The organism is Paenibacillus sp. EZ-K15 (assembly GCF_002573715.1).
Lineage (GTDB): Bacteria > Bacillota > Bacilli > Paenibacillales > Paenibacillaceae > Paenibacillus_AQ.
Window position 1 is genome coordinate 794,748 of the sequence record NZ_PDHM01000016.1, and the last position, 21,232, is coordinate 815,979.

Genomic DNA, 21,232 nt, shown 5'->3' on the forward strand with positions numbered 1-21,232 from the left:
CTCCTGTGCTTTCAGCCATTCCGTTTATAGTCCGTCGGCGATACCCCGGTCCAATTTCGAAACGTAACGGTAAAATAACGGTAGCTCGGAATGCCGACCTCTTCCGCGATCTCATATACCTTCTTATTCGAATGCCTAAGAAGCTCAATCGCCTTCTCCATACGAAGACGGGTAATATACTGATTGACCGTACTCCCCGTTTCCTCGCGAAACAATTTGCTGATATAATGTGGGCTCAGTCCTACCTGCTCTGCAATAACGGGCAGCGAGATCGGCTCCTTGAGATGGTCTTTGATCCATTGCACGGCCAAACGAATCTCAAAGCGCGAACGCGACTTCCCTAGCTCGGCAGCTTCCAAATCCTGAACAATATTGGCGATCATCTCAGCTAACGTTCCTGCTTCCATTAATAGCCCCATACGGGCTGCGCTTAGCTCAGCGCCCTCTTGCTGCCTGTGCCAGTCAACCTGCCAATGCAGTATCCGTTCCTTCAGTTGACTTGGCTTCACTCGCTCTGCGATGCACCAATCCCTGAACTCGCCAAGCAAGCATTCCTTCAAGCTCGCAGGAGACAATGATGCTTTTCTCAGCATCTCGTTTAATTCCTTCGTTTTCTTATCCGTCAGATCCGATAGTGGCAACGAATGCTGAGCGTACACAGCGCTTTCCTCGGGACATCGGTCGTAAAACAGCGCATCTTTCCACTCGTTCGAATAGGCGAGCACTGATGCAATCTCTTCCTTCGATGTGACCGGTTTGCTAAATAGGGCACATACTCTCGCCCACCGCCCCTGCTTGGTCTCTTCCCGATTCAACAGCTCCGTCAAATGTTGAACGACCGTGCGGAGTGACTCAAGAACAGTATCGGAATGAGTTCTGCCTTCAAGCAGAACAAAATATTCCCGCTCCCTTACCGTCAGCCAAGTCAGCCAATTTGGATCCCTTTTTTCCTGCTCGGTCAGCCTCTGCTGAACCGTGTCCTTCACAGGTAGATAGGCTAATGGAGGAAGGTCTAGCTGAAGTCTTACTAGTCGAATTGGACGATCTATGCTTAGCGTCATCGACTGCCAATCGGAGCCGGCTGGCTCTTGCCCGTGAAGAAGCTTGCCGAATAAAGCGGCTTGCAGCTGCCTCTGTTCCCTTCTCGCATGCTCCTGCACCATGCGCTCCTTGACGACGGCAGCTCTCACTTTGTCCATCGCCTGCTTAAGCTCTTCTTCCTCCAATGACACCTTCAAAATATATTCAAGCGCTCCAAGACGGAGCGCTTCTTGTACGTAATGAAAATCGCTGTGACAGGTTAACAATATGATCTGAACGTTCGGGTGCCGCTTCCGGAGTTCCCGAATGAGAGCAATGCCGTCCATAACCGGCATCGTAATATCCGTTATCACGACATCTGGCGTTCGTTCAGCACATAGCTGCATTGCTTCCGAGCCGTTGCTCGCTTCCCCTATCCATTCGGCTCCGCACGCCTCCCATGGAAATATCCGAAGCTCTTCCCGCAGAGGAATTTCATCTTCGACGATCAATACGCCAAGCGGCTTTATGACCATGATATCCTCTCCTTTGTGCCCATAAATTGAAAGCGCTGTCATATAATTTATTCCATTATAGAGCATAGACTCTTATTTCGGCAACCTCCGCGCGTGGTCCTCCGTTCGTTTCGTCGATCCATAGTCTAATCGTATGTGACGAGATGGAACGGCTCAGCTTATGCACTTTTTTGCGCTTATGGTTGTGCTTCTCTTCAGCCAGTGTGACCCATTCCTCACCGATGAGCGCCTCTATCCGATAAGCTCGGACGAGCTCGGGAATCGCTTCGAAAGCGGTGCGATGATGGTGCAAATTTATTAAGTCTTCATTAACGTCGTCGTTAAAGGTGACGTGGACCTCGGCGATCGATTGCACTTCAGCCCACTCCAGCTGCAGCCATTCCGGTTTGCCTGGAGACATTGGCTCGGACATCCATAAATGCGGACCGGCGAACGGCCGAATATACCCGTCCGTTACCGATGCGGCAGCGTACGCTTCCGTATTTGGCGTAACCTGCAGACATAGCGGCTTGCGGTTCCAACGGCGCATGCTCCACTGTACGACCGGCTGATCCGGCTGACGATCCTCCAAAAGAGTAGAGACGATCGGCTTTGGCCCCTTCTCAAAGCACAGCACGCCGGTCATCGGACAGTCCGATCCGTGAAGCTGAATCGCTTCGTTCGCCTTAATAATAAGGAATGCATTGCAGGCTGCATCAGGCTGCCAAACTAAGTCCAGCTTAACCCACTGCCCGGTACCTTCGGCTACTGACACCGATGCTTCAGCTACCATCTGCTTTGGCACGTAGTTTTCACCTTTATCCGTATGCCACAGCTCCACTTCAAGTGTAGCTGCCTTAGCCGCATCGATCAGCAGCGCAACTGATTCAAGCGAGGGATTCACTGGAAACAGGATGCCCAGTTCTTTGTCCAACGGATGCGTATAGGTTGAGTCCGTCAGCGAAACTTTGGTCATTGTGCTGGATGCCGTAATACGGGCCGATTTGGCGTGATCGTAAGGGTCGTCTGCCGCGATCCCGATAATCGACGCATCCTGCCTGAGCATCGTCTGCTGCAGGTCGTTCATATGGTCACGGTGGAGCGCACGCGGCGATATCCCTTTCTGCACGCACAGTGCGGCGCCGCTTCCGGCTGCTTCACCGATGACGGCACAGGTTGCCATTACCCTCGTCGTACCGAATGCGACGTGAGTTGCACTGATATCGCGGCCTGCGAACATCAGATTGCTGACATTGCTGGAGTACAGACACCGAAATGGAATATGATAGATGCCGTCAGAAAATAAATGCTTTGAACCGCTCTCTGTCGAATACATGCCTTGCGGCGGATGAAGATCTATCGACCAGCCCCCGAAGGCGATGCGATCGGCGAAGGGCTCCTGCGCGATAATATCGTTTTGGTTCAACATATAATCTCCTGTGAATCGGCGGTACTCCCGTTTACCAGGGATCGATCCGACCCATTCCAGCGTCATGCGATCGGCATCGAAATTGCCTGAGTTTTTTATATAATCCCATACTCCGTAAATGACCGACCAGAGCTCATCGCGTATTCGTTCATTATCATGCACCGTATCCAGCTCGCCGCCCCATTCGATCCACCAATAGTGGCAGCCTGAGTCGCCGCTGCGAATGACCCGCTTCATCGGGATCGCCGTTTGCGTAATGTCCTTCGCAAAGCTCGGCGGAATGTACTTGACCGGCCGATCGGCCTCCTTCGTATAGAACAGGAGCGTGCTGCCAAGCGTAATATCGTCCGCCGTCTCCGGCGCCCAGTCCTCGTTGTATTCCGCTGCTGCCTCGCGGCCGATCCGGTATTCTGCGCCTGCCAGAAAACCCGCAAGGCCATCCCCTGTACAATCTATGTACATATCGCTTTCAAACCGGATTTTCCGCTCGGAGCCCATCATCCAGCCCGTGACCGATTTAATGCTGCGCTCCTCCTCCGAGCCGTCCGCTTCGACCTCGTGCACATCCGTATTGAGAAACAAGGCAATGTTCGGCTCTGCTCGGACCGTCTCGAGTACTACAAGATCCCATAAATACGGATTTCCATCCGGGTTCCGGAATTGATTCTCGACGAACATTTCTCCCATGATGCCGGTTTCTCTCGCGTAACGCTGCGTGCCATGCGCCGTAGCGCCGCATACCCACACCCGTACCTCGCTGCTAGAATTGCCTCCGAGTACGGGTCTGTTGTTCACGAGCGACACGGTTTGGCCGAGACGTGCGGCTGCAACGGCAGCGCATACGCCGGCCAAGCCTCCGCCAATAACGGTAATGTCGGATTTTACTAATTCAAACTTCAATCGAATCACCCCAAGTCTAGAATTAATATCATCTTAATCGAGGGGGTCGTTATTTAACATGCACTGCGCTATCATATTGGCATATACTTTATTTCATTCTGGAGGCTGATTGCGGTGACGTCGTCGAATCGAAGCTCCATCCTATATCCTAGCCTAATGCATCATGTCTTTTGGAATCATAAGAAGAAATTTCAATTCAGCGTGGACACCTACGGACATTGGGTTCTATTTGCGGTGGAGGGCGGCAGCTTCCGTTATGGGATCGGCGACAGCGAGGGAATGGCGCAGATGGGCGACGTCATCGTTTGCCCGCCGGGCGTCGATTTTCATCGCGACGTTATCCATGCGACGTCCTTTCATTTCATCGGATTTTCGTTAGGCTCTATATCGGGAGAGGCGGTTGCAGGGCAAGAGGCAGAGCAGAGCGTCCACCTTCGTTTGGCGGCTTCTGCCTACAAGCCCGCCGTCACGCATAAGGAGAGGTTTGCCGAAAATTTGAAATATTTCAAGAGGCAGGACGAAGCTGCCGCGGAGATCGATCAGCGGAGCTATTGGCAAAACCATGCGCTGAACGATATTTGGCTGTTTTGTTTGCAGTCGATAGCGGCCGGCGTGGTTGGCGAAGACAAAGAACCTGCCGATCCTCTGATGGAACAGGCACGGCTCTATATCCAGCAGAACGCCTATAAGGACATGAGCATGTTGGTGCTTGCGGACGAGCTGGGCATCAGTCCCGTTCAACTCACCCGCAGATTCACCCGAAGCGTGGGGATGACTCCTTCGCGCTATTTAAGCCATATTAGGCTGGAGCAAGCAAAGGCCTTGCTCGTCGATACCCATCTGAATTTGGAGCAGATCGCATTAGCTTGCGGCTTCAACAATGGCTTCTACCTCAGCCGCGTGTTCACGAAGCTGATGAAAGTCAGTCCTTCCGCTTACCGGAAAACGAACCGGGTCTAATGCCTGCCACAATCCCCTCTATACAATTGTCGGAAGCGAAAGGACAAATACACTTCCTTGTTCCGAGCTTTCCCTAAGCGTTAGCTGCCTGCTGAACGTATGGCCAAGGCCAGGCCGCGAACGGCATGCTTCTTGTTCTCGCCGCGGATGAACCGCTCGAAGATGATCTTCCTGTCCCGGCAGTGGTATGCCTTGTCCGTTGTCGGACACCACGAATCGTCTCTCTCGCTTAGGGAGACGCAGATGCTAAGCGGCCGATCCGGATGACGGGGCTGTACAATATTATTGAGTAAATTCACCATAATCGAAGCGGCTCGCCTATATTCACGTCTTGATGCAGCGTCCATTGGTAAACAATCTCGGGCACGAGCAGCTACCAGAAAGAATAGGTTTCCCTTGGAAGAAGTGACGTAAGCCATTTGCGTTTCCTTCGTTGCCAAGCGTTATCGGACACTTTACGTATTCGCTATACCTATTCATTAAAGAGGCGTTTTAATCGCTCACTATCTATATTTTTGGCAGTTTCTATGTGTATATCATCCATATTTATTATCGAATATTTCATCAATAGAAAAGGCTCTTTTTTTCTTCCCTCTATTCCCGCATGCCTTTAACAGCCTCCCCGTGAACTTCCCTAGCCTAAATCTTCTATGTCACTTGTACTAAAGGTGACATCCTGAGTGAAGAAACTGAATCATTTCGAGGGAGCTTAATGAAATAGCTGTCGAATTTTAATTAATGTGTCAAATCGGTAATCGGTCCAAGTGCTTGTCCTCGGCTCGGGACAAGCACTTGGACCTTTACACAAAAAAGCCGCTAAATTAGCGACTTTCATTGGGAGTATGTTCTTGTCCCTCGACATTTTCCTCGATTATAATTAGATATGTGTCTAATCGGTAAAAAGACCATGTTCTTGTCCTTTTCATGAAAATGGTGCTACAACAAACCGTGCCTCGAACGTTTAATACAACCATTCTTTTTCATATCGCACTTATCTTCTTTAAAAGGAAAAACAAGGACAAAAACAACCATGATGGCAGTGTATTATCCTCTATAATCTTTGATTAAAAATTGCCTGTCGGAATAATGCATTTGTTATGAAATACTTGCTTCGTTTCTTTTTTCGACTACCTTTTCTATGAAATATCAAAAATGCAAAAATCAATAGGATCCAAGAGAAAATACCGACCAACACTGACGCCTCAGATTAAACACCCTCATTTTGAGTTTACTTTAATTAAATTCCTTTTTAACAAAGTCAATGAGCTTGGACTTTAATGCATCACCGTGCTCTCCCTTATGGTACATATCTGTTCCATGATAACCACTCTCATCCACAATTAGCTCTTTATCAGTTGCTCCGGATGCTTGATATAATTTGCGCACTTCTTTTTCAATTGAGCCTCCATAATCACCAGGTGAAAAAACAAACAAGGATGGCGCTTTAATCTTTTTGACACTTGGAATTGCATCATGGGGCCCACATTGTGCAGGAGAAGAAAGAATAATGAGCCCCTCAATAGGCAGCTCTTGACGAACGCCTGCAATGATTGCTGTACTACCGCCACAAGATGCTCCTGCCAAAAATACTTTCTTTGCACCCAATCGTTTGAGTTCGCTTAAGGCTGCATCTGCATCACGATCTATATGTTGATTATCCTCTTGAATATTCTGTGAGGCACCGTGATTACGATATTCAGGAATAACGACTAGATATCCACTGTCTGCCAGTTCAGTTCCGATGTCAAGAAAAGAGCAAATGTTATAGCCTTGCTCGTGTGCAAGCAGGACTCCTTTATTTCCGCTACCAAGCACAAGTGCTGACAGATACACCCCATCACTGGTTGTCAATGTAGTTGCTTTATCGCGTAACTCATCTGGAACACAACTATTCACAAGATGCCCGTTAGAAGACATCACCGTTCGATCCGGCCAGGCAGGATCATACTCAACCGGTGGGTTTGATGGTGTGTTCGTCACTCCGGCAAGTGGTGTTTCATTCCCGGTCTCGGTTGTGGGGGATGTATTTTGAGGTATATTTGTTGAAGAATGATCTTCATTTGACGATACAGGCATTTTTACGGAGCATCCTGTAAAGGTTACTAACAAAATGAGCAAGACAAGTACCATTTTTGTTTCTTTAAAAGATACGATCATAGATTTTCCATACCTCAAACTTTCACTGAATTTACAACAGAGTGTTCAATTATCACTTTGAATTAACGTCTGGTTGTACTTTGATTGGTTTTTTTCTTGGAATCCTCTGCCTTTGTCACTTGTAATAGGGGGATCGACACCGTTTCTTCCAGCTCGTTATAATAAAATCGTCTATCGACGTACTTTCTCAGTGGACAGACTTTAGCAGAAGTTTCTCTTGCGAGATAAGGATGCTAAGCCTCGGATGTTTATACTTTCTTATCTCTTAATAAAATAGATTCGTCCTTTTCATTGTATTGTCGCTTGCATTGTTTTCCAACGTCGTCACTTCTACACGTTCTAGAGTCTGGGAATGAACATCTTTTCATTTGACGAAGAAATCGATTGATCTGATGAGCATCCTCCTAGAGCGAACGCTGTTAAAAGCGTTACTACTGAAACCAAAACGATTGGAAAATATTTTTTTCTTCATTTTTTGTACCTCCGTGTACTTCGATTTTTCTTCTCCAAAACAATACGAAAATCAATTTTTAGTTTCATATATTTAAAATAGTCCAGAGATATCATCATTTATTGAACAAATTGTCTCCGAGTTTCAATCAGTTAGATATTTATCTAATCGGTAATCGGGCCATATCTAGGGCTCCGGTCGGCTCGTCCGCCAAAATCAAGCTCGGATGGGCGACGATCGCGCGCGAGGCCGCCGCCCGCTGCTTTTGTCCGCCCGAGATGTGGTATGGGTATTTATCCAGAATTTCGCGGATTCCAAACGTGTCGGCGATCTCGTTAACCCGCTGTTCGATCTCCGCTGCCGGTACTTTGGACAGGGCCAGCGGAAGCAGAATGTTTTCCTTGATCGTGAGCGTATCGAGCAGGTTATAGTCCTGAAAAATAAAGCCGAGCTTATTGCGGCGGAAGTCGGATAGCTTCTCCTCATTCATGGTCACGATGTTGTGCCCGTCGATAGTGATTTCCCCGGATCGGCGTATCGATCGTCGAAAATTTGTTCAGCAGCGTGGATTTCCCCGCACCGGAAGGTCCCATGATGCCGACGAATTCACCCTCTTCAATGCTAAGGCTGATATTGTGTAGTGCCGTATATTGGTTTCCTTGGGTGCCAAAGGTTTTATTGACGTTCTCCGCTTGCAGTATTGTTTTCATGAGGTATCTCCTTCAGCTTTGTTGTATTCGTAACTTATCGCTTACACCCCTCATGTTAAATTCCGAACCTTCCAGCATGTTAATCCCAACCTTACAGCAGCCTTAAATTGATAAAAGGCGCCAAAAAACCGGAGAGCGCTTGGGTGCGCCCTCCACAAGAAATGAACTCCAAAAATAAAAAAAGTCCGCAGCATATCGCGGACTTTTCCTCTAATATGAATATGAAACAGCATTAGAAACGGACTGGAAGGCTCACCAAAGATCGCAGCGTGCTGTAATGATATGTCAAGTCCTCCGGTTTAACGTCAAGACGCAGGTTGGGAAAACGCCGCAATAGAGAGCTGAACGCGATTTGCCCCTCCATGCGGGCAAGGGGTGCCCCTAAGCAAAGATGGATTCCTCTACCAAAGGCCAAATGATCGATCTCTTGTCTTGTGATGTTCAGCCACTCAGGCCCGTCAAATCGGCTTGCATCCATATTCGCTCCGGCCAGCGAAACCACGACCATCTCGCCTTTTCGAATTTGTGTGCCATGTATTTCGATATCTTCAACCGCGACCCGGCTCGTTATCATGATCGGACCCGCATACCGCAACAGTTCTTCAACCGCAGCCGGCAAAAGGGCCGGGTCCTCCTGAAGGAGCCGTATTTGTTCGGGATGTTGAAGCAGCGCCAGGGTTCCGTTACCGATCAAATTCACGGTCGTTTCATGTCCAGCCGTAATGAGCAGCCATATAGTGGAGAGCAGCTCGTTCTCGTTGAGCTTATCTCCCTCGTCGTAAGCCTGGAGTAACCCACTGATGACATCGCTCCCGGGGTGCTCTCTCTTTTCGGAAATCAAAGATTGAATGTAGTCAATAAACTCCTGAAGGGCTCCTTGGACTAAACTTTCTTGGCCGGGGTTTAGCGCAGCCCGGGCCAGCTTGTGGGTCCACTCGCGAAAACCTGCCTGATGATGACCGGGGATCCCCAGCATCTCCGATATCACGATGATAGGCAGCGGATAAGCAAAATCCGAAATGAGTTCCATCTTGCCCCGGGTGGCTACCTTATCCAGCAGCTCATCGGCAATTTGTTGGATTCGCGGACGAAGCTCTTCAATCATACGGGGCGTAAATGCTTTGGAGACCAAACGCCGCAGCCGGGTATGATCGGGAGGATCCACCGTGAGCATATTGGGCATATTCTTGAACCATTCAAGCAATTCATTGACGGAGCTGTTCTGGGTTGGGGCTTTTTGCTGTGAAGAGTACTTTCGCCGATCCGAGAGGAACCGGGGGTCCTTTAAAATTGCCGAGACATCCTCATACCGAAAGGCTACCCAAGCTTCGCCCATGCCAAAAAAGTCATCAAGCCGATAAAGTCCTTCCTGATGTTGGGTCAGCTTTTGGTAAAACGCATTAAAATCACGCATTGTGTCCGGCGATACAAAATCGTTGCTTGTTATGCCTTTCACGGCTGATCACCTCTTTACTTTAGTTTTCCATACCGAATCGGATCATGTCACAAAAAGCGTCCAGTTCCTTCATAAGGCTGCGGGCATAGGTTTCATCAATATGGTTCATACCGTTCGTGTCCTCCAGAAACTTCGTTTCGAAATGTCTGGTAACGGCCATGACGAGCTCGAATGCATGCTTGCGGTTTATGCCTTCGCGAAGCGGCACCTTGTCGAAAAGCCTTACGAGCATCGCTTGACGGGTTTCGCTGACCTGACCGTACTTATCCTCGACTTCCTCCTTCAAGCCATCGGGTGTGGCATAAAATGCTTCAAATACTAACTTCCATTCATCAGAATGCTCTCGAAAATAGTCGAGCTTCGCATGGCTTAACTGAGAAATGGCTGTAAAAAAATCGATGTGTTCCGTCCACTCATCGTAATGGATGCCGGTTCGGACTTTCTCAAAGCAGTGGTCAACTAAGCTAAGATACAGTTTCTTCTTACTCGTGAAATGATGAAAGATCAAAGCTTTGGAGATACCGGCAGCTTCCGCCAACATTTCCGTTGATGTGTTCTTGTAACCGTTGCGGGCAAACACGGATAAGCAGGCTTGCAAAATCTTCTCTCGTTCGTAGAGCTGTATCGGCAGATTCATCACCTCTTTTTGAATTTGCTGACCAATTGGTTAGTAAAATCATACAGGATGCTGACCTGTCGGTCAATATAAATGACAAAAAAATCCACCTGCGTCAATTCCTCTTCAGACATGTATCATTCCTGACCGATAGAAGGATTTCACTATCCTTCTTTTTTCTTTGTCTTTCACTTCACTTTTTTTAAGTAGAATTACGTATAATCAGAGAAGTCTTGTAGATTTTCGCTATAGGAGCAGATCGCATCCCCTTCAATCTCCGGGTAAGACATTCTGTAACATCCCTGACCATATCGGGAATACAATTGGTTAATGTGGTCAGTTCCGGATTAGTCATCAATCCCACAGGATGGTTATCAAATCCGATGACGGACATTTCTTGAGGCACGGATATCCCCTTTTGCTTTGCTGCTTTCAATAAACCTGTAGCTACAAAGTCACTACCTGTTATCATTCCATCCGGCAATTGATCAGAAGTAAATAATTGTTCTCCCAAGGCATAACCATCTTCCATAGTTACCAGACCCGTATAACATTGTGATTTCGTACACTCTAGGCCGAATTGTTGGTGAGCCAGTTGAAACCCGTTCCATCTTTTCTCTTGCAATAGTGTCAGGTGATCCATACAGAAAAACAAATGACGGCGTCCCTTGGACAGCAAATATGCTGTTGCTTGAAAGACCGCATCTTCTTCATCCAATCGAAAGACATCGAGAAACTCTCCGTCCATCGCTTCGTTGCATATGATTCCAATGTAAGAACCTATATATTTTTTAATTTCTCTTTCCGAGAAATGGGAATGAGCAATAACCACGGCATCCATTTCTCGACGTAACAATCGAGCATACACATCACGTTCATACTCGCGGGATAATTCGGTCTGATAGATGACAAGTTGATACCCCATTGAGCCTAAAGATCGACTTAATGCACTAACAAGCTGACTGAAATAGGGATGCTCCACATCCGGGACAAGCACACCGATATGATTGCTTGCCTGTAGACGCAACTGAACCCCCTGCGTATTGCGGACATATCCCAGCTCCGTAATGGCTTTCTGTACTTTTTGTCTGCTTTCAACAGATACATGAGGATGGTCGTTTAACACACGTGATACCGTCGACTTGGAGAGACCGCTTACACGTGAAATATCAATTATGGTGGGCAAAATTAACACCTCATCTAAAGTATTGACCTGGGAACGTTCCCTGCAACTATGATATCGTTAACAAACTGTAGGAGGAGTCACACTCATGGAAGTCATCTATACCCCCGCTGTAACCGAATATCTGATATTGTTTGATTTTGACGAAACGTATTACCCGCATGAATGTTTGCCTGAACAACTCAACATGGTGTACGAACTGGAACAATACCTCCAGCAGCTTGCCAGAAATCATCAAGTAAAGATAGCTTGGGTCACCGGAAGCAGTGTTCAGCAAATACAAGCAAAAATGAAAATAGCCGGTATGACGCAGCTCCCCCATTTTATAGCGAGCAATCTGGGCACAGAGATGTGGGAAGTCGAGCCTGACGGACAACTGGTCACTGTTCCTTCATGGGCAAAGATTATAAGAGCATCCGGATTCTCTCGAAGAGATGTAGAAGATTTAATTAGCGAATTAAAATCAACATTCAACATTGTCCTTCACGAACAGACTCAATTTGGTCAATCCGGATATAAAATGAACTACTATTATTATCCGGTATCAGCAGCCAGAACCCAATATGATATAAGTATCATCAGGCACCTGGCTGCAAATCACGGGATCGGAATTAATATCAATATTTGCAATCCCAAGGCGGGTGATCCGGAGCACGCATATGATGTCGATTTTATCCCCGCAGGAACTGGAAAGAAAGCGGCTGTGCAATTCCTGATGGATTATAGTCAGGTACTCCTGTCCAAAACATTGGCCTTCGGTGACAGTGGAAATGACATCGAGATGCTTCGGGTGGTTGCCCATGGATATCTTCTCCAGAACGCAACGGCAGAGGCAAAGTCATGCCACAACAACGTGGCCCCTTATCCTTACGCCGAGGGAATTTTGCATGTATGCAGAAATTTCTTTGGGGAGTAATTCATATTATGACGTTTGCTCAGCTATTGTACAATACAAATACCGCCGCTTTCCTCTACGGAGAAGGGCGGTATTTACATATTGACGGTTTAACAAGCCTATCAACAGACCACCCATGGTCCCTTTTAAAGCTCCATGCCCCATATTCAATTGCATGTCTTCCTCCAGACCTCTGTATGCATTGGAAGGGTGCAGTCCGCGCAGGGCGGTAGTGAGAGGGGTGAGATCATCTATAGTAAGCATCTGCCTGTCTAAACGCAAGCTGTCCCTATTCAAATCAGCCTTCAGCCCCTGTATAAGAAACAAAAGGCCCCAGCTATATTTAGCCGATCTAAGTCCCGGTAAATCGTGCGAACCGGCACTTCAAAGCGCATCGCTAGATCTTGCACACGAACTCTTTATCGATTCAATAACAAAATAGTAATAGCCATAAGACATTCAAGATTCATGAATGATTCCACCGTTTCTCTTCGTGATTCTTTATACAGACAAGTTGCACAACAAGCGCTTGTTGTCCGGGGATCGTGAATGGATTCGATCGTTTTTAATTTTCTACACAAAAGTCACGCTATCCTGCCCGTGAGCTTAATGAAATTGCGAAAACATAGTTAGACACTTATCTAATCGGGAATCGGACCATGTCAACGGGTTTTAAAAATTCAATTTTTTAACATATAGTTCAACCGATTTTTGGAGTTGGATGTTCTCATCATCTGGTTTGCTCATGACGATCATTGCAATTTTCTGAGGTGCAAACGATAACATAGATTCAAGAAATTGGGTTCATATACCAAAACTCCCCTTTAAGAAGCTATGCTTGATAATTTACAGGTTTTTATTACCTTACTCCTGTTTAATCCGCTCCATTAAATTCAAAATATCCTCCATTTCGGTCAGTTCACCTTCGTGTCTGTCAATAATTGTGCCATCCTCATCGATCAGCAGTGTAAGCGGCATGCCGACTACTTGATATGTTTGTTTAATTTTGAGGTCACTGTCCAAAACGATTGGAAATTCGAGTTCATACCGTTCAACGAATTTTTGAACCCCACCTGTTTTCTCACCCACGTTAATTGCAAGCATTTCAACTCCTGCAATCTTATATGCCTCGTTCAGTAGCGGCAACTCATTGACACAGGGATTACACCAAGATGCCCAGAAATTGATTAAAACACCTTTACCTTTATAATCCGTTAATCGTACTTGTTTCCCCTCAAGATCCATTGTGGAAAACGGCAGTGCAATATCCCCCACACCGGCATGAGTTCGGGGAGCATCTTGGAATCGGAATACCGCATACACTCCCCCCAGTAGGATAACAACCAATAACATATAATGAATGATTCTGCGTATTAAAATATTCAATATAAACTCCTCGCCCACAATGTAGACAAACTCCTTGATCTATTATCTCTAAAAAGCCTTAGAAAAAGTGGGATTGTCACAACTATAATTTATCTTCGTATCTAGAGAATCCTCCTGAGATTCCGAACAACTCTCTAAATACTTCCTGCATGCCCACGGTTTCGTTTGTTAGGTGGATGTCATCCCTCTTTCTGTCCAGAAGCACGTTCCCATCCCGTAAAAAAACGATACGATCCGCCAATGCTTCCGCAATTTCCAATTGATGCGTTGAAAAGAGAAGCGTTTGCCCATTAAATACTGCTTGACGCACAAGCATAACGAAGGTGTTCATCCAGTACGGATCCAGACCATTGGTTGGTTCATCCATAATCACCAGCGGTGGTTCTGCTAACAGCGCTTGTGCAAACAACACCCGCTGCCTCATGCCCTTGGAGAAGGAAGCTACGGGTTTACTACCTGTATCCGACAAGCCGACCATCGAGAGCACCTCTTTGGCACGAGTTTTCCCAAGACCGCGAAGCCTTGCCCAAAACAACATAGTCTCCATTGCTGTTAATCCTGGACTAAATCGGTAATCATCCGGCATATATCCGATTTGTCGAGCATAATTTTGTCTGTTTTCCTGCCAATCGTGACCGTTCACGGTGATGGCTCCTCGCGTCGGACGCAGAATACCGGCCACCAAGCGAAGCAACGTGCTTTTTCCTGCACCGTTCCCCCCGCACAAAGCAACGGCCTCCCCGCGTCTGATATACAGATGTATATCCTCGATGACCGTCTTTCCCTTAAACGATTTGTGAACCCCATCGAACCGAACCAGATGATTATCCACGACTTCTTCCCCTTTCCCATAAGCCAAAAGAGATGGCCAACATTGTGCCGATCCAGACCAACATCACGCCAATAAACACCGGGGTTCCCCAAGTGGAACGAATCCATACCATCCAATCGTAATACTCCGGACCGAGCGTCGAGCCTCCACCTAATTTGACGACGGTAAACAGACGCGTCAATTCTGCAGGATTAAGAAATGTCAATGTAGTTACAGCCGGTTTGATCCAGGGATATGGCATCATGCTGAGCAATGCAATGAGAATAGATGGCCATGCAATGATAGCAAAGAACCAGACACCTACCGCGATCGTAAGTGCTTGCCAACGATTGCGGGCGAGTGTACCGATCAGCATGGCTAATCCGAGGAAAAACAGGGATAATCCTAGCGAAAAGACCAGAAGCTGCTTATAAGTCAAAAAATCAAAACCACTCCCCGAAAGCCAACCGGCTGCTCCCGACAATCCAAATCCAAAGGCAACAATGGATAACAGGACGATGGAAAGCCCGATATACTTGCCAGCCAGAAATGACCAGGTACCCAGTGGATAAGTTGAGAGAAGCTCCCAGTTGCCCTCTTCCTTCTCGCCTGTTAAGGAAAAAGAACCCAACATCAGCGCCATCAGAGGAAGCAAATATAACGCCAGGTTTAACATGGTGCCGCTAGTGCCGGAATAACCGCTTACATAACCTTGCGAGTTAATAATCAATAAACTTACCATAAACATGGTGAAAAGGGCCATGAATGAATAGGCCCATGGATTTCGAAATCCGATCTTCATTTCTCTTACGGCAACATAACCCATTTCACTCACGAGCCGTGTCCTCCGGTTGCTGGTTGCTTATCGGCGCTGTGGTCAGACATATCATCACCATGCTCCTGATCCGGTGCATGATCATGATCGTGACCGTGCTCCCCTCCCATATCCATCATATCCCGATTGACCTCCCACGAGTGATTGGCGAGATCTTCCGCTGTCATGAGTTTACCTTTGCCTTGTTCTTCAATATAAGCTGTGGCATCCGCTTCTTGTTCAAACGAGACGATTCCATAAGCCATTGGTGTTTGATATGAAGGATCGTAGGCATAGTATGCTTTTTCATAACGGAGCCATTGTTTGCTGTTATAATCTCGGACGAATTCAGCGCCGATCGTATCGGTTCCGTTCTCTTTCTTCCACGTGTTTAAACAGCCGATATCATCGAATTTGAGCGATTGACCGTCCTTCGTTATGATTTGAGTCGCGTATTGGTCGTCTTTGACGGCCATCTTGCAGATGACACATACATCTGTATTTACGTTGATAGCCTGCGGCTCATACTTATCTCCTCCGCAAGCAGATAGTACCAGCAACATAGCTACCATAATTAAGGTTAGTTGAATCCCTTTTCTCATGTATTACGTCTCCTCATCGATAAAATTAAAATGGCTGTACACCCTAGCAATATGAACCCCATAAGTCCGGTCTTTATTAAACCTCCCTGGTCTCCGCCTCGATAATCGTTACCGGGCGGAACCATTAGCGGGGCCTTATCCGTAGTCCAGCGATCTCGATCCGTCTGGTAGAGTCCTTCCAGGAATACCATGCCCGGTGATTGAAAAAACAATTGAAATGCTGGTCGCTTTTTTGTGAGTCCCTGGAAAAACGGATTCATCCCATATGTTATATCGCTTATCCCGTCTCCATCCGCATCGATGCCCCGAAAATTGTCCCAATAATTCTCTGTAATCCAATTTTCCTCACTGCCTCGTGCCTGTGCATCCGACACATTACCAATAAATTGGTTGCCTTTGATGGAATTGGCACTTGACTCCAGCAACTGCATACCGACAAAATTGTAACTCACTCGGTTGTTCTTCAAGAAGTTTCCGGTCGATAGTTCCACATACAAGCCAACCCGATTGCCATCAACCGTATTGTTTGTCACGGTCGTCTCGTGTGTGTCATATAGCAGAATTCCTTGCGAGTTTACGTTCTGACTTTGCTTCGTGAACACATTCCCGACAACAGATACTTGTCGAGCAGCCATCACCATGGCCCCGGTCACATTCAGGTTGCCTTTGTTCCGCTCGATGATGGTCCGATTTGTGTACATGCAGTGAACGCCATAACGAGAGCGTTCGATCACATTACCTGAGACGAGGATATCATCGCTGCTTTCCATATAAATGCCGTCATGTACATCACGAATCGTATTGTCGGTTATTTTCCAACGATGCCCATTGAATATATCTACGCCATTGCCTTTGTCGGCCATTTGCACGCCATCTGCCATCCAATCGATCGTATTATTCGTCAAGGTACCTTCGTTTGCGTCACGCACTGAAATTCCATCTCCACCAGTCTGGATATGCAGCCTGTCCATGACAGCACGATGACCCTTGACGAGCACAGTCGGCGTTTCCTTGATCATTACATCGGTGATACGGAGTCCGGCAATCGTCGTATTGTCAGCTTCTATCGTGATGGCCGGTTGGTGACTCATATTTCTCAGATCTATCGTGCCACCTTCTTCCGGCCGTATCGTCAACTGCTTGTTAATGGTAATCGGGCCTTGATAATTGCCGGATTTCAATATAAGCGTATCTCCTGGCTTGGCTTGGTCCAATAAAGCTTGCAAATTAAGCCATTTATCTTCTGCTCTTACTGGATTGCTATGCAATAACGCCAAAAAAAACCATAGTAAAAAAAGGGTCATCATGCTTCTTCTGACTGTCATTGCACCTCTACCTGTTTCTTCTTAGTAATATGGATATCGTCCTCATACAAGTGTATAAAAACCGTCTGGTTCCCCTTTTCTGCAAAAGTAAACGAACCGCTAAATACACCATCCCCTTCATTCACAGCTTCAATGAGTATCGGTTTATCCCCAATCCGGAAATCAAAGGTAGCCTGTGCCTTGTCAGATACGTTCATTCCAGTGAACAAAGCTTGTAAATCGACCTGGCTTCCCGCTATAACGGTTTCAGGTTTTGTAGACAGCTCTACTTCTACAGCTTCCAAATCGACGGATTCCTCGCCTGAACATGCCGTTACGATACCCAAAAGGATAACCACTGCCATAAATGAAACTAATTTTTGCTTCATTCAATCACCACCCTCCAACCCGGTTGTCAGTCTTTCACATTTTAGCAATTCAAATGCTTCTGTCCTATAACTCTATGGAGCCATTTCAAAGGTTGAAAATCGACAGATTTGTGACTTGCAAAAGAAAACGAGATATACCCTATGATGCGGAAGATCTAGAAGCGAAAGATCATGGTAATCAAATGCATGACATAGCTCAATAGAGTCATAGAAACAATCCTTGATATTCGATACAATAAAAACCGCAATTTACCAATATAACGAAGGAGAAAAAGTATGATCCCTGTTCGTAAAGCTTCAAAGCGTTGGTATATTATTTTAGCTTTAATCATTATCACCATTGCCATCAGTTATTGGTGGATTGCATCCTTTTTTAAACCTGCTCTGCCAGTTAAAATGAATTCTCCTGCGTTCTCTTTATCTGATATACATGGAGAAACTGTAACTGAAGCGCAATTTGACGGAAAAATACGATTGACGTCATTTATTTTCACCCGATGTCCGGATATTTGCCCTGCTACAACCGCCAATATGGTTGCACTCCAAACCGATCTTCAGAAGCAAGGACAGTTTGGCAATGAAGTCGAGTTCGTTTCCATTACATTTGATCCTGAGAACGATTCACCTGAGGTATTGCAACAATATGCAGAGCGGATGGGAATTGATCAGAGCGGATGGACATTGCTACGAGGAGAAGAAAACAAAGTAAAGGATCTGGCTTCTCAGTATAATCTATCGATTGTGCGCCTCGATGATGGATTGTTTGCACATTCCATCACCTCATTGCTGTTAATCGATGGTAGGCAGCGTGTGCGGCAGATCTACCGGATGGGTGAAGATATGGAGAATGAACAGATTTTGACTGATATAAAGACATTATTAAAAGAACAGCAGCAGGATTCGTAAATCCTACTGCTGTTCCTATTTAATTATGGAATCCGTTACAATGACTTCTATCGACCAGAAGCCATTAACTGTCAAATAGCTTCCTCCGGAATCATAAGTAAACTAATCAATGGGGTCTGGACCTCCTTAGTTCTTGGCACCTATACATATGCGATCCCTCAACCACGGGTAATGGAAGAAGAATCGGAATTATTAGTATCAATATAGTCAGGTTTAGCGAGAATCGTAGACATTGCTTATAGTGAAGGCGCATGAAACGGACCCGGATACGTTCAACATGCAGCTAGGGTAAAACTAGTTTATGACATCAACACATACAGCATAATGCCGCCACCAAACCAGATCGCGTCGGCAACCAAATGATTAACAGCATCAATTGTCCATACAAAATTAACCATGCGCCTGTTTTTATCGGATCTTCAAGCAACTTTAATTTATTTTTGTTCCGACAACCATTCAGAAATGGATGCTATCTCTTCTTCCTCTAAACGCTTACCGAAGGCTGGCATGCCTCCTTCCCCCTTGGAAATAATGTTCGTGATTTCTTCCTCGGTAAGTTGGCTTCCTACCGTTTGCAGACTGGGTCCGTACTTTCCTTCGAGCTGGCTGCCGTGGCAGGACAAACAGTTTTGCTTGTAAACCGATGGTATCAAATTTTCAGTTGTTGCTGAATCTCTTTAGTCGTTTCACTTCCACATGCTGTCAATAATCCAACTATAATTAATGCGCTCACATATTTTCCAAGATTTTTTCTCATCTGGCCCTCCTTACCAATACTTTTCAGTACGAATAGATTATTTTCTCATTTTCTCTCAATTGTAAATATATTAAAATGACTCCTTAGGGCTATATATAAACGAATTTATTGATCACTTTGAATAAAGCTTGTACTGGAGACCGTGCAAGCATCTGTACATAAACGCAACCAACCTACTGCTCCACAGCGACCAAGGCTTCCGGTATATCCACAAGGATTACTATACCCTTTTGAAGCGCAAGAAAATGAAAGTAAGTATGTCGGGTAAGGGAAACTGCTGGAAAAATGCCTGCATCGAAAGCTCCTTTGGACACCTCAAGTCGGGATGTCTTCGACTCCATACCTTCTTAACCGAGGAAGAGCTCGTAAAGGCGATTGAACAATATATCCATTTTTGTAACCACGAGCGTTTGCAACAAAAACTTAAGCAACCTTAGTCCGGTTGAGTACCAAACTAAGGTTGCTTAAGGCTGCTTTTTTAAGGTTGTCTACTTGACAGGGGTAAGTTTAAAATAGCGCTTTTAATGGGGCTATGTTCTTGTCCCGCGATAACAAAGTCATATGATTTTATTCTAATCGATTAGGTAATCAAGTTCTTGTCAATTTCGGGTGTAGCACGCCCCCATTGACCTACGAGCTTACAATAACTATCGGAGTCATGCATTTGTAGGCCACATAGACGATCGTCATGGTCCAAGCTACCTTGGGGAGTGATTGTAGAGCATTTACCATTCATTAGATGATTACCGATTGATATTTTGCATAATTGCGCTGTAAAGAAAATCTGCTAAATCCTCACTGCCATATTGATTAAAGTAGCTTTTGAACCGTGCATCGAATTTGTAGGTATGGGCAATGCAAGCCAGTAACTCTGCATCGCATGTCATGAATTGCATTAGATTTTCTTTCCACTCTTCGATTAATCGCTGCACTTCATCGGAGGAAGGATCCTGATGGATACAAGACGCAATTTGTTTATATATTTCTTCAATATCGGAAAAACGTTTCTCTTTTTCATCTACTGATAAATTTCCCATCGTTTCATTATACACTTTGTACGCCTCTGTTTCGCCATAAATGAATCTTGCCTCATTGGCATACTGTTCTTTCAATGGCAAAACGGAAGAACGGCTAAAAATGTGCAAATTACTAATATCATTCCCCGAAACGTATTCATCGAGAGCAGTCATGATGTTTTCCAGTCTTTGTTTTCTCAATAATAAAGTTTGTCTCTGCTTCTTTAATATTTGTTTCTGTTCTTGCCTGGTCAGCTTTAAAATGTCCGCAATTTCTTTCAAGGAAAAATCCAATTCCTTTAAGAATAAAATGGTTTGAAGTTTTTCCAAACTGCTTCGATCATATAGGCGATACCCTTTTTCCGTCAGATGTGTCGGTTTAAATAAATCGATTCTATCGTAATAATGCAAGGTACGAGCTGTAATGCCTGTTATCTGAACAATATCTTTAACCGCTAATAATGGTTTCTTCATCCCAAAATCCTTTTACTTCGTCTAGTATTTGAGCAGCAGGCGTTATTGTTGCCTCAAAGATCGTTCTTCCTGTTTTTCTTAAGTAATACTGGATTAAATAATATCCGCAAGCGTAACCGGCGCTGTACGGCATATTGACCGGTTTAAAGTTCTGAAGTTCTGCGATCTCGTCACCGTAAAGATACGGGGCAAATTGATCAAACCCCGTTAATTGCAATTGCTCTCGGAGTACGGGCTTAATGCGCCTGTTCAGTGTTTCTGCATTTGTTTTCGTTACCCAAGGGCCGAGCAATTCTTCTCCAAACATGAACGTAGCATAGTTTTCAGCTAATCCTTCACTTACAATGAGCTCGCCCAAATCAACGGTGTGATCCCACTCAATAAATTGATATCGCACATTATGGTTGCATTCGTGCGCCAGCGCAGCCTTCATTCGAGGAATCGTGTACTCATTTGGCAAGAGTGTACCCCAGATAAACCC

At 45.8% G+C, this 21,232-nt stretch carries 20 protein-coding genes and 1 pseudogene; 4 read left to right on the top strand and 17 right to left on the bottom strand.

Going from position 1 to position 21,232, the window contains the following annotated elements; all coding sequences use genetic code 11:
* Positions 1-11: 11 nt before the first annotated feature.
* Both CRG97_RS16055 and CRG97_RS16060 read right to left on the bottom strand, forming a co-directional pair.
* Positions 12-1,556, bottom strand: a complete 1,545-nt coding sequence (locus tag CRG97_RS16055; RefSeq protein WP_098744813.1) for a response regulator — start codon at positions 1,554-1,556, stop codon at positions 12-14.
* Between the two features lie 55 nt (positions 1,557-1,611).
* Positions 1,612-3,864: an FAD-dependent oxidoreductase gene (locus CRG97_RS16060; RefSeq protein WP_098744816.1), complete on the bottom strand. Its 2,253-nt coding sequence runs from the start codon at positions 3,862-3,864 to the stop codon at positions 1,612-1,614.
* A gap of 114 nt (positions 3,865-3,978) precedes the next feature.
* Between CRG97_RS16060 and CRG97_RS16065 the strand changes: the two genes are divergently transcribed.
* A complete protein-coding gene (locus tag CRG97_RS16065) occupies positions 3,979-4,824 on the top strand; it encodes an AraC family transcriptional regulator (protein ID WP_098744819.1) in 846 nt (281 codons plus the stop codon).
* A gap of 80 nt (positions 4,825-4,904) precedes the next feature.
* Here the strand turns inward: CRG97_RS16065 and CRG97_RS33660 are convergent, their stop codons facing one another.
* From CRG97_RS33660 to CRG97_RS16095, 6 genes and pseudogenes are all read right to left on the bottom strand, one after another.
* Complete coding sequence (locus CRG97_RS33660; RefSeq protein WP_098744821.1) at positions 4,905-5,126, bottom strand: hypothetical protein; 222 nt, start codon at positions 5,124-5,126, stop codon at positions 4,905-4,907.
* Positions 5,127-6,057: 931 nt separating this feature from the next.
* Positions 6,058-6,981 (bottom strand): alpha/beta hydrolase, encoded by a 924-nt coding sequence (locus CRG97_RS16075; RefSeq protein ID WP_098744824.1) that lies wholly within the window; start codon positions 6,979-6,981, stop codon positions 6,058-6,060.
* Between the two features lie 635 nt (positions 6,982-7,616).
* Positions 7,617-8,142 (bottom strand): annotated as a pseudogene (locus CRG97_RS16080) (ABC transporter ATP-binding protein); the annotation flags it as partial.
* A 232-nt stretch (positions 8,143-8,374) separates the two neighbouring features.
* The gene (locus CRG97_RS16085; protein WP_098744827.1) at positions 8,375-9,598 is read right to left on the bottom strand and encodes a cytochrome P450 family protein; all 1,224 of its coding nucleotides are present in this window, start codon (positions 9,596-9,598) and stop codon (positions 8,375-8,377) included.
* A gap of 19 nt (positions 9,599-9,617) precedes the next feature.
* Positions 9,618-10,235 (bottom strand): TetR/AcrR family transcriptional regulator, encoded by a 618-nt coding sequence (locus CRG97_RS16090; protein ID WP_237566428.1) that lies wholly within the window; start codon positions 10,233-10,235, stop codon positions 9,618-9,620.
* Between the two features lie 181 nt (positions 10,236-10,416).
* Complete coding sequence (locus CRG97_RS16095) at positions 10,417-11,400, bottom strand: LacI family DNA-binding transcriptional regulator (RefSeq protein ID WP_098744830.1); 984 nt, start codon at positions 11,398-11,400, stop codon at positions 10,417-10,419.
* A gap of 85 nt (positions 11,401-11,485) precedes the next feature.
* On the opposite strand from CRG97_RS16095, the gene CRG97_RS16100 reads away from it, so the two are divergent.
* Positions 11,486-12,313: an HAD-IIB family hydrolase gene (locus CRG97_RS16100; RefSeq protein WP_098744833.1), complete on the top strand. Its 828-nt coding sequence runs from the start codon at positions 11,486-11,488 to the stop codon at positions 12,311-12,313.
* An 843-nt stretch (positions 12,314-13,156) separates the two neighbouring features.
* Here CRG97_RS16100 and CRG97_RS16110 read toward each other — a convergent pair.
* The 6 genes from CRG97_RS16110 to CRG97_RS16135 form a co-directional block, all read right to left on the bottom strand.
* Entirely contained in the window at positions 13,157-13,696 is a 540-nt protein-coding gene (locus CRG97_RS16110; protein WP_237566429.1) for a redoxin domain-containing protein, read from the bottom strand.
* A gap of 64 nt (positions 13,697-13,760) precedes the next feature.
* Complete coding sequence (locus CRG97_RS16115; RefSeq protein ID WP_098744839.1) at positions 13,761-14,510, bottom strand: ABC transporter ATP-binding protein; 750 nt, start codon at positions 14,508-14,510, stop codon at positions 13,761-13,763.
* Positions 14,503-15,324 carry an ABC transporter permease gene (locus tag CRG97_RS16120; RefSeq protein ID WP_202618936.1) on the bottom strand — a complete coding sequence of 274 codons (822 nt, stop codon included), beginning with the start codon at positions 15,322-15,324 and terminating at the stop codon, positions 14,503-14,505. The genes CRG97_RS16115 and CRG97_RS16120 overlap by 8 nt, the downstream gene beginning before the upstream one ends.
* A complete protein-coding gene (locus CRG97_RS16125) occupies positions 15,321-15,905 on the bottom strand; it encodes a nitrous oxide reductase accessory protein NosL (RefSeq protein ID WP_098744842.1) in 585 nt (194 codons plus the stop codon). The genes CRG97_RS16120 and CRG97_RS16125 overlap by 4 nt, the downstream gene beginning before the upstream one ends.
* A complete protein-coding gene (locus CRG97_RS16130; protein WP_237566430.1) occupies positions 15,902-17,086 on the bottom strand; it encodes a right-handed parallel beta-helix repeat-containing protein in 1,185 nt (394 codons plus the stop codon). Before CRG97_RS16130 ends, CRG97_RS16125 begins: the two co-directional genes overlap by 4 nt.
* 140 nt (positions 17,087-17,226) lie before the next feature.
* Positions 17,227-17,598, bottom strand: a complete 372-nt coding sequence (locus CRG97_RS16135; RefSeq protein WP_098744848.1) for a hypothetical protein — start codon at positions 17,596-17,598, stop codon at positions 17,227-17,229.
* Positions 17,599-17,874: 276 nt separating this feature from the next.
* On the opposite strand from CRG97_RS16135, the gene CRG97_RS16140 reads away from it, so the two are divergent.
* On the top strand, positions 17,875-18,504 hold the full coding sequence (locus CRG97_RS16140) for an SCO family protein (RefSeq protein WP_098744851.1): 630 nt from the start codon (positions 17,875-17,877) through the stop codon (positions 18,502-18,504).
* Positions 18,505-18,938: 434 nt separating this feature from the next.
* On the opposite strand, the gene CRG97_RS16145 is transcribed toward CRG97_RS16140, so the two are convergent.
* Entirely contained in the window at positions 18,939-19,157 is a 219-nt protein-coding gene (locus tag CRG97_RS16145) for a c-type cytochrome (RefSeq protein ID WP_098744855.1), read from the bottom strand.
* A gap of 349 nt (positions 19,158-19,506) precedes the next feature.
* Here CRG97_RS16145 and CRG97_RS34220 point away from each other — a divergent pair, with 349 nt between their 5' ends.
* Positions 19,507-19,698, top strand: a complete 192-nt coding sequence (locus CRG97_RS34220) for an IS3 family transposase (protein WP_481856204.1) — start codon at positions 19,507-19,509, stop codon at positions 19,696-19,698.
* 306 nt (positions 19,699-20,004) lie between these two features.
* Here the strand turns inward: CRG97_RS34220 and CRG97_RS16155 are convergent, their stop codons facing one another.
* Positions 20,005-20,751 carry a MerR family transcriptional regulator gene (locus CRG97_RS16155; protein ID WP_098744861.1) on the bottom strand — a complete coding sequence of 249 codons (747 nt, stop codon included), beginning with the start codon at positions 20,749-20,751 and terminating at the stop codon, positions 20,005-20,007.
* Positions 20,726-21,232, bottom strand: a 507-nt coding sequence (locus CRG97_RS33665; protein ID WP_237566431.1) for a DUF2268 domain-containing putative Zn-dependent protease, incomplete at its 5' end; no start/stop codon positions are given. The genes CRG97_RS33665 and CRG97_RS16155, both read right to left, overlap by 26 nt.

What these genes read in the sequence shown, in the direction of transcription:
- CRG97_RS16055 (WP_098744813.1), bottom strand. Translation starts at nt 1,556, where the DNA reads ATGGTCATAAAGCCGCTTGGCGTATTGATCGTCGAAGATGAAATTCCT.
- CRG97_RS33660 (WP_098744821.1), bottom strand. Translation starts at nt 5,126, where the DNA reads ATGGTGAATTTACTCAATAATATTGTACAGCCCCGTCATCCGGATCGG.
- CRG97_RS16075 (WP_098744824.1), bottom strand. Translation starts at nt 6,981, where the DNA reads ATGATCGTATCTTTTAAAGAAACAAAAATGGTACTTGTCTTGCTCATT.
- CRG97_RS16090 (WP_237566428.1), bottom strand. Translation starts at nt 10,235, where the DNA reads ATGAATCTGCCGATACAGCTCTACGAACGAGAGAAGATTTTGCAAGCC.
- CRG97_RS16100 (WP_098744833.1), top strand. Translation starts at nt 11,486, where the DNA reads ATGGAAGTCATCTATACCCCCGCTGTAACCGAATATCTGATATTGTTT.
- CRG97_RS16125 (WP_098744842.1), bottom strand. Translation starts at nt 15,905, where the DNA reads ATGAGAAAAGGGATTCAACTAACCTTAATTATGGTAGCTATGTTGCTG.
- CRG97_RS16135 (WP_098744848.1), bottom strand. Translation starts at nt 17,598, where the DNA reads ATGAAGCAAAAATTAGTTTCATTTATGGCAGTGGTTATCCTTTTGGGT.
- CRG97_RS16140 (WP_098744851.1), top strand. Translation starts at nt 17,875, where the DNA reads ATGATCCCTGTTCGTAAAGCTTCAAAGCGTTGGTATATTATTTTAGCT.
- CRG97_RS34220 (WP_481856204.1), top strand. Translation starts at nt 19,507, where the DNA reads ATGAAAGTAAGTATGTCGGGTAAGGGAAACTGCTGGAAAAATGCCTGC.
- CRG97_RS16155 (WP_098744861.1), bottom strand. Translation starts at nt 20,751, where the DNA reads ATGAAGAAACCATTATTAGCGGTTAAAGATATTGTTCAGATAACAGGC.